The following is an 11,315-nucleotide window of genomic DNA, read 5'->3' as shown; positions in this document are numbered from 1 at the left end:
CAAGCTCGCTCCCACAGGGATCTCCATCAGATCTCCAGGCGGGGATCTATAGCGTTACTGCATGTTGATGATGACTTCTTCCTGCCATTTCTGCGGCAGCGACTTGGAGGTCTTCTCCCACGCATCCGCGTCCTTGATCGGCGTGACCTTTTTGTACTGCTCGTTCGGCAACAGGTTGGCTTGCACGTCCGCCGGCAGGGTCAGGTGTTCGGCGCGGATCGGGCGAGCGTTACCACGTGCCAGGTTGGTCTGGCCGGCATCGCTGAAGATGTATTCGCGGGCCAGTTTGGCGGCGTTCGGGTGCTTGGCGTATTTGTTGATGATGGTGGTGTAGCCGGAAATCACCGAGCCATCCGAGGGGATCAGCACGATGTAATCGTCCTTGTTGACCATCTTGTTGCGGTAGCTCAGACCGTTGAAGTCCCAGACCACGCCGACTTCGACTTCACCCTTTTCCATGGTGGCTATCGTCGGGTTGGCCAGCGACAGGCGACCTTGCTTGGCGATCTCGGCGAACATCAGCAGCGCCGGTTGAATGTTCTTTTCATCGCCGCCGTTGGCCAGGGCCGCCGCCAGTACGCCGTTGGCAGCCTGGGCAGCGGTGCTGACGTCACCGATGGACACCTTGTACTTGCCGGTTTTCAGGTCAGCCCAGGATTTCGGGGCTTCGGAGCCGTGCAGCAGCTTTTTGTTGACGATGAACGCGATGGTGCCGGTGTAGGCCAGCGCCCAGTTGCCGTCCTTGTCCTTGGCCCAGTCCGGGACCTGTGCCCAGGTGCTTGGCTTGTATGGCTGGACCACGCCTTGCTTGACCGCGATCGGGCCGAATGCGGCACCCACGTCGCCGATGTCGGCACTGGCGTTGTCTTTCTCGGCGGCGAACTTGGCCACTTCCTGGGCCGAGCTCATGTCGGTGTCGATGTGCTTGAGGCCGTAGTTCTTGGCCAGGTCTTCCCAGGTGCCTTTCCAGTTCGCCCAGTCATCGGGCATGCCGACACTATTGACTGCGCCTTCCGCCTTCGCAGCGGCTTCGAGGGTTTTTAAATCGGTGTCAGCCGCCATGGCTGCGGTGCACATGGCAATGGTCGAGCCTAACAGTGATGCCAGGAAAAGCTGTTTCATCCGAAGCTCCTTTGGGCGTATTGAACGCTGCGTGTTGCGATTGTTGGTCTAGGTCAGCAATACCTGAGCCAATGTAGGTGGGCTGGATGACACTTTGATGTCGGTGTCAGCGGCGCACGCAATTTTTTCGCTCGGGAACAGGGGCTGCGAGGTAAGCGTAGACCAAGACCAAACGCCCGTTTTGCGGGGACTTGGCCGCCTATTTGCAGCGTTATGCCTCAGCCCTTCGGTGGTGTTGTCACGGATCAGTCATATGGATTGCCTAGGCTTTCCCTATGTCTCAGGACGCTTTTTTTGGCGCAGTCCTGCCCCGAAACAGTGCTGGTCTAGTCCAGATAGGTAACGTTGATGCGCGATGAGGCAATCAAGGCGGTGACAGCCATCGGCCAGGTCCTGCAAGAGCAGATCGACCATGGCTTGTTGGCACCTGGCAGCAAGCTGCCGGCCGAGCGCAAGCTCAGTGAGCTGTTCGACACCACCCGGATCACGGTGCGCGAGGCGTTGTTGCAGCTCGAGGCCCAGGGGCAGATTTATCGCGAGGAGCGGCGCGGCTGGTTCGTCTCACCGCCACGTTTGGCTTACAACCTGATGCAGCGTAGCCACTTTCACGCGATGGTCAGTGCCCAGGGGCGGGTGCCGTCGACCGAGGTGATTTCGGCGCGGTTGCAACCGGCGTCTGCGGCGGTGTGTGCCTGGTTACAGTTGCCGGCGCTGTCGAGCGTGATCCAGATTTGCCGGGCGCGACGGATTGATGGGCGGTTGGTGCTTTATGTGGAGCACTACCTGAACCCGCAGTATTTTCCGGGGATCCTGGCGTTTGATTTGAATCAGTCGATTACCGAGTTGTATGCGCGGCATTACGACTTGCACTACGGGCGGGTGCGGTTCGAGATTGTGCCGACTTCGTTGCCGGCGGATGCGGCGGCAGCGCTGAAAGTGTCGCTGGGAAGTCCGGGATTACGGATTGCCCGGGTCAATTACGATCAGCACGAGCGGCTGATCGATTGTGACCTGGAGTTTTGGCGACATGATGCGATTCATGTCGGGGTGGAGGTGCTTGATCGCTAGAACGGTGCCTGACGATTACCACCTGCCCCGTATTTTTGAAATGCAAAAAAACATGACCTTTCGTCGGAACTGTCATTTTCGACAGGTGTTTTTTCGCGCCTGTTAGTCGCTAGATTGAGTGGCGCGAAGTGAAGTCGCTTGTTTTTTAGTGCTTTAACTTTCGCGAAAAAAAAATGACACTTGTTTTTCAATAGCGAAGGAATGTTAAACATGGCAGTTAATTCAAGGGGCGGTGTTGTAAATTTTAATAGCTACATTGAAGGCGGTGTCGATCCACGGACGGGGACCTTTTCACAAAATATTTTGTTGGCCAGTTTACATGAGCCGGACTTCGATATCCGCCTGGTTTATTCTCCTTTGAATTTGGACCGTGTCGGTTTCGGTTTGGGTTGGCATATTGCAATAACGATGTTTGATGTGGGTACTAAAACCCTGAAACTCTCGACAGGCCAGGTTTTTAGTATGGTCTTGGTCTCGAATAAATGGAAGATCAACGATCAGCAGTATGATGTCAAGTTTGAAGCGTCAGGAGCCGGGTATAAAATCACTTATCGATCAGGGATGGTTGAGCTGCTGACACCTACCTTGCTGGATTGGAATAGCTACGTGTGCACTCGAGTATTTTCGCCAGCCGGACGAATGCTTAAACTGGAGTGGGGGGGTGACGGGCGGATAGATAAAATTCGTTCGGGAAAGAACGTTGCGTTGTGTTCGTTTGCCTATAGTCTTACCGGTACACGGCTTGAAGTTTGGCCGGGCACTACCAGTTCACGAGTATTTCGTTCGGTCGTAGCCAGTGGTCTTATGCGGGAGTTCAGGAATGAAAGCCTCGCCGAGCATTTGATTTGGAGATTCTTATATGTTACGCCGATGCTATACGGCGCAGGAGCGGTGGTGGACGCAGCTGCACGTGCTTTGGTATATGGTAACAGTGAATATGGTGATGATCTTGATGCGATTGTTACTGAAGCCTATTTGAGAAAGATGACCTTGCCTACGGGAAAAGTCGAAGCGGTGGAATATAGTCCTGAGGTTACGATGCTCATGAAGTATGAGCTGTACCGTGTTATCGATCATACGGTGACGGCTGGTTCGTCCGGCTCAGTGGTGAAAACCAAGTATCATTATTTAAACTCCTATATGGAAGCGCAGTTGGGGGCATGCCAGGAATATGCGGTTTGTGTCGAACGTGTGGATGAAGGATTCAGCTCTTCAAAGGTTGGGCGTTATAATAAGTTTGGACTTTTGCTGGAGGAGGTTGAATATGATGCTTCTTTTAAAGGGTTTGGAGTTGCAGATGGTATAGTGGGGTCGCTGGAGGGGGTAATTAAGTTTAGTAGAGAGTTCGGTAATGTTGGTGTCTATAAAAAGCAGGAGTTTCCGGTGAATGTGTCTTTGCCGGCTACCTCACAGCCTGAAGTTTTCAGGTCGCCATATCAGGTATATATAATCACGACGGTACAAGGTCAAACCTTCGATCAAGAGTTGACGCACAGGTATGACGTTGGCGGACGGCTGATCCAGCAGATCAACACGGATGGCAGCAGGGATAACTATGAGTATGCATCGGACGAGACATCTTTTCAAACTCTCCTCTTGGTCAGAAGTCATGAACCAGCGAAAACAGCCTATGAGTCGCCAACAAGAAAGACAAGTTACTCCTATTTGTCTCTGCCGGTAGCCGACGAGGGTAAGGCTGCGGTTAATGAACTGTATGTCAAGTGTTTTGAACGGACGGCTGATGTGACCAGGGTGGACGGTGGAGAGGTCGAAAAGGTGATTACCTTTGACGCTTTCAAATATGTGGACGCGCCCTTGACGCAAAGCCACGGCCGACTGTTGCTGGAGAATAACGCAGTTATTCCTGAGGGTTATACATTTTCTTATTTGCCCGGGCCAATTGTATATATGCCGAGGTGGGAAATTGTCTGCAAGAGCGTAGCCGACTATAACGTAAATACGGCAGAGTATAGTTATTCATATGCGGATGATTCGTGGACGCTGTCGAAGCAGGTGACGTCCTATGACGGATTGCTAGCGAGTTATAGTATGCGTCGGCGTTCGACGGATTTCACACCCGTTACGGAAATTAATAATGGGGCTCAGATTGGTTATGGTTGGGACAAGCTAGGTCGCCTTGTTGAACTGGTTAGTCATCAAGCGTCACCTTACGCCCAGTCTGTTCGTAGTGTTTATGGTGTTGTCAAGGCGTCTAATTACTCGGCAATACTTGGTAATACTGGTAACGGCCCGAAAGGTGTGTTTGATACTTATCAAATTTCAACTGACCCTCAAGGTGTAAAAGAACTCAAAGGTTACGATTTGGTTGGGCGACACGTGCAAACCTGGACGTCGACACCGGATTTGTTTACAGGTCAATGGTTTGTAAAGCAGGAGGTAGCATATGATACTTTTGGCCGTATTTTAATGGATAAGTTGTTTGATTATGACCCCGCGTTGTCTGCTGCTGATAGGGTGTTGGCTAATTACTCATTTAATAGTGTTTCCAATCTTTATGTTGGCTTGTTGGAGCGGATTACAACAACGAAAGGACAGGCTGTCGAGAGGATCGCTTATGATCCGGTGGTGCGCAAGCGCAGGACCCTGACGACTGAAAGTGAACTCTATTTGTCTTCGTTTACTTATGAGGGTAATAGTTTTGTTCGGGCAACGAAATTTACCGGTTGTCCGGTTCTCGGCGGTGTTTACAAGGATGAGTGGTTTGATCTCAGGGGGGATCTGATAAAAGAAGAGGTTCGTCAGTTGACGTGGGTTGACGGTAATGCTGTATTGAATGAATCGTTGTTCACAAAGGTGTACGAATACGATGGTCTCAAACGGTTGCGTGATTCTGTAAATGAAAAAGGGGGTAAAACCAGTTTTTATTATGACAGGAGTTCAAGGCTTGTAAAAACGGTGAAAGCCGATGGAAGTGCGGAGACTAGAGGGTATCCGAAAAATACGACCAAATCCTTGCTCTCTACTATGTCGGTTATAGATGTGGGTGGGAAAACGACTAGCGTCTGCGCGCAGGAATATGACGGTCTGGGGCGTATGACAAAACGTAATAACTACGGTCGCGAGTATGTGTATGGCTATGATTCCAGCCTTGAAGTGGAGCCGACTTCGTTGCGGATGCCTGATGGTAATAGTCTTGATTTTGAAAATATTTCAGAGTTGAATGGTGCTCCTGGAAAGTTGACCGCCCCTGGCGTGGAAAATAATTTCACCTACGTGCCGAGCACTGGACACCTGTCTGGTTTCTCCGGCTCGAATGGTTATTCAACTAAAAGGACGTTCAATCGCCAAGGCGGGGTGATCAAGGAGCAGTATTCTTCTCCTGTAGGCTCGGCAGAGGCCTCTCGTCAATATAGCCTGCAAGGCGTTCCTCTCAGTTATAAAGGCGTTGATGGGGTATCGCAGTCTAGAAGTTACGACTCTTTTGGGCGCCTGATCGTTGTTCAGGATGCTGACGTGAAAATGACTCAGGCGTACGATAACTTTGGGCGAGTTATCAAGAAAAGCATGTCGAAGAAAAACGCCGCCATTACATTGGTCAGCAGCAATACATATGATTTTACTGGCCAGTTGATCAACGTGGATACTGTTCTCGAACAGAACAACATATCGCGACAACTTTCCGTGCTTGAGTTGACCTACGAAAACAATGGACGCCTGGCGACGCGTAAGACAACACATGAGCTGGGCCAGATCAGCCTTGAGTCCTTTACCTACGACGTGATAGGGCGCCCTGTCACCTATGCCTGTTCAGGCGGTATGTTGCCACCGGATGGTTGGGGTAAAACCATACAAAAGCAGGACTTTAATTATGATGTTTTTAATAACATTATCGAGTGCAGGACTTACTTTGATGGAGGAATGAATACGGCGAAATTTGTTTATGGCAACACCGACGACCCGACTCAACTGACACGCATCACCCATAGCCATGCAGATTATCCGTCGTCGGTGGACTTTACTTATGATGCCAATGGCTGCATGGTCCGCGATCAGGCTGGCCGTGAGTTTGCATATGATGTAATGGGCCGCTTGAAAGCAGTCACCGCTGACGGCAAAACGATCAACTATGCCTATGATGCGATGGGGAAACTGGTCGCCAAGGTCGAGCCGCTCACGCCTCCACAAGCCACTGAGTGGTTTTACAACGAAGAAGGAAAACTCCCTCTTCTTGTCAATCAATCGGGTAGTGAGCAAATTCGTATTGTAAAAACCAATCGGCAGACGGCTGGACTTGTTACCGCTAAAAATGGCAGCCAGAAGGTTCAAATGACCAGTGCGGATGGCCTTGGCTCTCTGCGGTTATCGGTTGACGGTGACGCTAGCGCCCAGGCATTGATGTACTCAGCCTTCGGCTGTAATACCCAGGTGCCTGTCGTGGGTTATACCGACCAGCATTTTGACCCCTTCAGTGGCTGCTATCAGTTGGGCGCTCGGCAATATAACCCGGTCCTGGGGCGGTTTTTATCGATGGACAGCATGAGCCCGAGCGGACCCGGTGGTGTTAATGGTTATGCCTATGTTGATCCGATTAACTTTGCCGACCCTGCAGGACATTTGAGTCTGTGGTCCTGGATCGCTATCGGCATAGGTGTGGCGATCACGGTGGCAAGTCTGGGGACACTGGCCTCTATCGGCATCGGTCTCGTTGCCGGTTCCACTGCCTTCTCGCTTGGGGTCGGTCTGGCGATTGGTAGTGCTGCTGCGGGTGTGGCCAGTGGTGGTTTCGCGATAGCAGCGGGTGCGATACAGGAATCCAATCCAGCACTCGCCGAGAAGTTGAGCTACGTCAGTCTAGGGTTCGGCTTCCTCAGTTTCGGACTTGGGATTGGGGCGGCCAAAGCAGTCGGTTGGCTTGCGTCCCGTTCGAGTTCCATGGCGACAATTCGTTACACGCCAACGTCTGTTGGCTTACTCGGTGACAGCCTTCAAGGAGGGGCCGTTGCGGTACGGGGTGCTCCGCTGATGCTTGGGGAGACATCGCTGGGGAATGCAGTGTCTTTTACCTCAGGTATACAAAGCACTTTAAGTGCGGCATTTACAGACTTGACTATTGCAGTAGCAAGGACCTCGGCAGCGCAACTTGCGTTAATGCCAATTGTTGGAGTGGGGGGGCTTGCCGTTGGTAATGCCGGGTATTGGAACGGCTATTGGCATACTCATGGGCAATAATATCTGAGCGTCACACGTGCCTCCATTGACCTCTCGTGAATCGAGGGTCAATGGAGGCCATCAGGTTTCTCTATTCCTGAGGGGCCGTCACCACCTGAATGCTCATCCGTGGCGTCGCCAGATCCAGCCCGGCTTCATCCAGATGCCGTTTGAGCGACAGGTTGAACGCCCTTGAAACTTCCCACTGTTTGATCGGCGCGGTCTTGAACCGTGCGCGAAGAATCGCGCTGCCGGACTCGAAACTTTCTACACCTTGAATCTCCAGCGGCGACCAGATGTTGCGGCGCTGTATCGGGTCTGTGCGCATTTTCTGGCCGACGTCGCGCATCAGTTTGATCGCGTCGTCGATTTCCATGTTGTACGGCACGGCCACCCGGAAGATCGCGTAGCCGAACTCCCGTGAGTAGTTCTTGATGCTTTTGATTTCACTGAACGGGATGGTATGGACGATGCCATCAATGTCGCGCAGCCGCACGGTGCGGATGGTCAGGCCTTCGACGGTGCCCAGGTGGCCGCCGACGTCGACGTAGTCATCGATGGCCAGGGAGTCTTCGATGATGATGAACAGCCCGGTGATCAGGTCGGCGACCAGCGATTGTGCGCCGAAGCCGATGGCCAGACCGATCACGCCGGCACCGGCCAGCAGTGGCGTGACGTTCATGCCCATGTTGGCCAGCGCGACGATCAGCGCAACGATGAAAATCGCCACGAACAGCACGTTGCGGATCAGCGGCATCATGGTTTGTGCCCGCGCATTGGCCAGGCCTTTGCGCGAGCGGGTGAGGGCGTGATGCACGGCGGTGTCGCTGAGAATCCAGATCAGCCAGGCAAAGATCAGTGTGCCGACGAGGCTGAACAATTTGACGCTGACTTCGTGGCCTTCACCTTCGGTAAAGCGGATCAGCGACATGCCCCAGACCCGTAAACCGAGTTCGATAAACGCCAGCCACACCATCAGGTGCGCCAGGGTGTAGAAAAAGCTTTTCAGGCGCTCCGAATACAGCGCATGACGCTTGGGCCCGCGCTGGGGTTTGAGTGAGTGACGCCGGACGAGCCCGTTGATGACCATGCACAGCACCAGCAGCACGGTGCAGATCAGCGACTGGCGCAACGCGGTGCTGGTATCACCTGCGGAGACGAAGGTGGCGAACAGCGAGATCGCCACCAGTACCAGCGCCGGCAAGTACCAGAAGGTCCCGAGAATATCGATGGTGTCGCTCAGGGCGCGGCGGGTCAGGCGTCGTGACAGCGGTTGATTGCGGATCAGGTGGGCGATGGGTCGACGGAAGCGCAGGATGAACAGCCCGGTGGACAGTGCGGCCAGCACATTGGCGAATGTCGCGGCGGTGTGGGCCAGATGGCTGCCGAGGCTGGCGATCAGGCGTGGGTCGTTCAGGGCTTCGCCGAATGCGGCAAAGCTGCCGATCAGCCAGAGGGGACGAAAGGCGCGGTGGCGCAGGATGTACAGGGCGCGATGGCGATGCGGGCCGTCGAGCAGGGAGAACGCGATCACGCAGATCGCCGAGAAACAGGTGCCCACCACCAAGGCATAGGCCAGCACCATCGCCAGTTCCTTGCCCAGGGAAGAAGGCAGGGCGTAGCTCATGTAGACGGTGATCAGCAGCGCGATCAGCCACGGGCCGAGTTTGCGCAGGGCAAAGCGCAGCATGTCCAGGGCCTTGGGGTGTTGTGGCAGTTCTTCGGTGAGGCCGAAGCGCATCCGCACGCGGTGGCCGATCCAGATCAGCGCGGCGGCCAGCAGGCTCCAGAGCATCAGGATCAGGGAGAAGGCAAAGATGATCGGCAGCCATTCGCTGGCCGGCAACATCAGCGCGCTCAGTTCGTCCTGAGCCAGGTCGAACTCTTCGGCCCAACGGGTAATCGGGCTGTCGGCACCGGAAAACTGCTTCTCGAAACTGGCGAGGGTTCCGCCGATCAGTCCCAGCACGCCTTCTTCGGCGGGTGCCTGGGCTTTTTGGGTGACGTCGCGCAGTTTCTTCAGGTCGGCCAACAGTTTGGCCCGTTGCTGGTCGTTCTCCAGTGACTTGATCACTTCATCCAGCGATTGCCCCAAGGGTTCCTGAGCTTGCGGCTGGGGTTTGCCCTGGCCAAGCAGGCTCGGCAGGCCGACCGCTTCGGCGGGTGCCATGGGCAGTAAAACCAGCAGGCAGACAAGCAGGGTCAATGGCAACGCGAAGAGACGAGTGAGCACTGGGTGATCAACCTCCAAAGGGGCGGGTGGACCGAGTGTACGAGCCGACCAGAACCAATGCGAGGGTGGCGGGTGCTTTATTCGTTGAGTTTGGCGAGGATTTTGTAAACCACGGTAGCCAGGATCAGCAGCATGCCGATCCACATCGAGAACACGCCAGCGTTCTTGTCGCGAAAATTGAAGCCGATGGCCAGCAGGATCATCCCGGTGAGAATCGGAATGAGCATGGAGTGAAACGCGGACATCGAGATCATGGCGACAACCTTGTTTGAAGGGATACGTCCAGTCTAGGTGGCTTTTGTGAGCCTGGAGGTGATGTGTATCAGAAACGAGTCAGAAGCACAGCAAGACCGTGTGGCGAGGGAGCTTGCTCCCTCGCCACAGAGGTCCATCACTCACCCGGTGTTACGGCAGCTCGCGGCAGGCGTAGAACGCGCTCAGCACCTTGACCAGGTGCGCCAGGTCATGGCTGCCGCACAGCTCGCGGATCGAGTGCATGGCGAACGTCGGCAGGCCGATGTCCACCGTGCGCACGCCCAGGTGGCTGGCGGTAATCGGGCCGATGGTCGAGCCGCAGCCCATGTCGCTGCGGACCACGAAGCTCTGAACCGGGACTTCTTCGGCCATGCACAAGTGGCGGAAGAACCCGGCGGTTTCGCTGTTGGTGGCGTAGCGCTGGTTGCTGTTGACCTTGATCACCGGGCCGGCGTTGAGTTTCGGGCCGTGATTGACGTCGTGCTTGTCGGCGTAGTTGGGGTGCACGCCATGGGCGTTGTCGGCCGAGACCAGCAGCGATTTCTGAATGGTGCGAACGAACTCGTCACCTTCAGGCAGCAGGCGGCGCAGGGTTTGCTCCAGCATCGGGCCATCGGCACCGCACGCCGAGCAGGAACCGACTTCTTCGTGGTCGTTGGCCACGAACACGCAGGTTTCGTCGGTGTCGCTGGTGAGCAACGCTTGCAGGCCGGCGTAGCACGACAGCAGGTTGTCCAGGCGCGCGCCGGCAATGAAGTCGTTGTTCAGGCCAATGACCGCCGCGCTTTGGGTGTCGTAGAAGCTCAGCTCGTAATCGAGCACCACGTCGGCGTTAAGGCCGTGTTCACGGGCGAGTTGGTCGGTGAGTACGGCGCGGAAGTCCACGCGCTCGTCACCGGCAAATTGCGCGAGGATCGGCGGCAGTTCGGTCTGTGCATTGATCGCCCAGCCCAGATTGGCTTCACGGTTGAGGTGAATGGCCAGGTTGGGAATGATTGCGATCGGCGCCTTGAAGTCGATCAGTTGGCTTTCGACCTTGCCGTCGCGGCGGAAGGTGACACGGCCGGCCAGCGACAGGTCACGGTCGAACCAGGGGGCGAGCAATACGCCGCCGTAGACTTCGACGCCCAGTTGCCAGAAGCCCTGGCGTTGCAGCTCAGGCTGAGGCTTGACCCGCAGGCACGGGCTGTCGGTGTGCGCGCCGACCAGGCGGATACCGCCGTGGAGCGGTGAGTGACGGCCCATTTTGATCGCGACAATCGAGGAATCGTTACGGGTGACGTAATAGCGACCATTGGCTTCGGTGGTCCAGGGCTCGCGCTCGTCAAGGCGCTGATAACCCGCCGCTTCCAGGCGCTGAACAAGGCTGGCAGTGGCATGGAACGGGGTAGGGGAGGCCTTGAGGAAGTCGATCAGGCCTTGGTTCAACTCTTCGCGCATAAGTAGCTCCAGACAGCAGTGCCGGGAG

6 protein-coding genes are annotated in these 11,315 nt (G+C 55.1%); 2 read left to right on the top strand and 4 right to left on the bottom strand.

The genetic code is table 11. The features are described from left to right. Nucleotides 1–54: 54 nt before the first annotated feature. Nucleotides 55–1,122 carry an ABC transporter substrate-binding protein gene (locus AABM54_RS18390; RefSeq protein ID WP_347901436.1) on the bottom strand — a complete coding sequence of 356 codons (1,068 nt, stop codon included), beginning with the start codon at nucleotides 1,120–1,122 and terminating at the stop codon, nucleotides 55–57. Nucleotides 1,123–1,470: 348 nt separating this feature from the next. Here AABM54_RS18390 and phnR point away from each other — a divergent pair, with 348 nt between their 5' ends. Beyond that, on the top strand, nucleotides 1,471–2,190 hold the full coding sequence (gene phnR / locus AABM54_RS18385) for a phosphonate utilization transcriptional regulator PhnR (RefSeq protein WP_347901435.1): 720 nt from the start codon (nucleotides 1,471–1,473) through the stop codon (nucleotides 2,188–2,190). Nucleotides 2,191–2,400: 210 nt separating this feature from the next. Continuing rightward, a complete protein-coding gene (locus AABM54_RS18380; protein ID WP_347901434.1) occupies nucleotides 2,401–7,380 on the top strand; it encodes an RHS repeat-associated core domain-containing protein in 4,980 nt (1,659 codons plus the stop codon). A 70-nt stretch (nucleotides 7,381–7,450) separates the two neighbouring features. On the opposite strand, the gene AABM54_RS18375 is transcribed toward AABM54_RS18380, so the two are convergent. The 3 genes from AABM54_RS18375 to AABM54_RS18365 form a co-directional block, all read right to left on the bottom strand. Beyond that, on the bottom strand, nucleotides 7,451–9,592 hold the full coding sequence (locus AABM54_RS18375) for a mechanosensitive ion channel family protein (RefSeq protein ID WP_347901433.1): 2,142 nt from the start codon (nucleotides 9,590–9,592) through the stop codon (nucleotides 7,451–7,453). 77 nt (nucleotides 9,593–9,669) lie between these two features. Beyond that, on the bottom strand, nucleotides 9,670–9,846 hold the full coding sequence (locus AABM54_RS18370) for a hypothetical protein (RefSeq protein WP_347901432.1): 177 nt from the start codon (nucleotides 9,844–9,846) through the stop codon (nucleotides 9,670–9,672). 151 nt (nucleotides 9,847–9,997) lie between these two features. Further along, nucleotides 9,998–11,287: a M18 family aminopeptidase gene (locus AABM54_RS18365; protein ID WP_347901431.1), complete on the bottom strand. Its 1,290-nt coding sequence runs from the start codon at nucleotides 11,285–11,287 to the stop codon at nucleotides 9,998–10,000. Nucleotides 11,288–11,315 lie beyond the last annotated feature (28 nt).

It is taken from the genome of Pseudomonas purpurea (assembly GCF_039908635.1).
Classification (GTDB): Bacteria; Pseudomonadota; Gammaproteobacteria; order Pseudomonadales; family Pseudomonadaceae; genus Aquipseudomonas; species Aquipseudomonas purpurea.
Note: the sequence above shows the minus strand (reverse complement) of the source record. Positions and strands in the feature narration are given on the sequence as shown.

Bases quoted from the DNA above. Each gene is read 5' to 3' on its own strand.
- AABM54_RS18365 (WP_347901431.1), bottom strand. From the start codon at position 11,287: ATGCGCGAAGAGTTGAACCAAGGCCTGATCGACTTCCTCAAGGCCTCC.
- AABM54_RS18380 (WP_347901434.1), top strand. From the start codon at position 2,401: ATGGCAGTTAATTCAAGGGGCGGTGTTGTAAATTTTAATAGCTACATT.
- AABM54_RS18370 (WP_347901432.1), bottom strand. From the start codon at position 9,846: ATGATCTCGATGTCCGCGTTTCACTCCATGCTCATTCCGATTCTCACC.
- AABM54_RS18390 (WP_347901436.1), bottom strand. From the start codon at position 1,122: ATGAAACAGCTTTTCCTGGCATCACTGTTAGGCTCGACCATTGCCATG.
- phnR (WP_347901435.1), top strand. From the start codon at position 1,471: ATGCGCGATGAGGCAATCAAGGCGGTGACAGCCATCGGCCAGGTCCTG.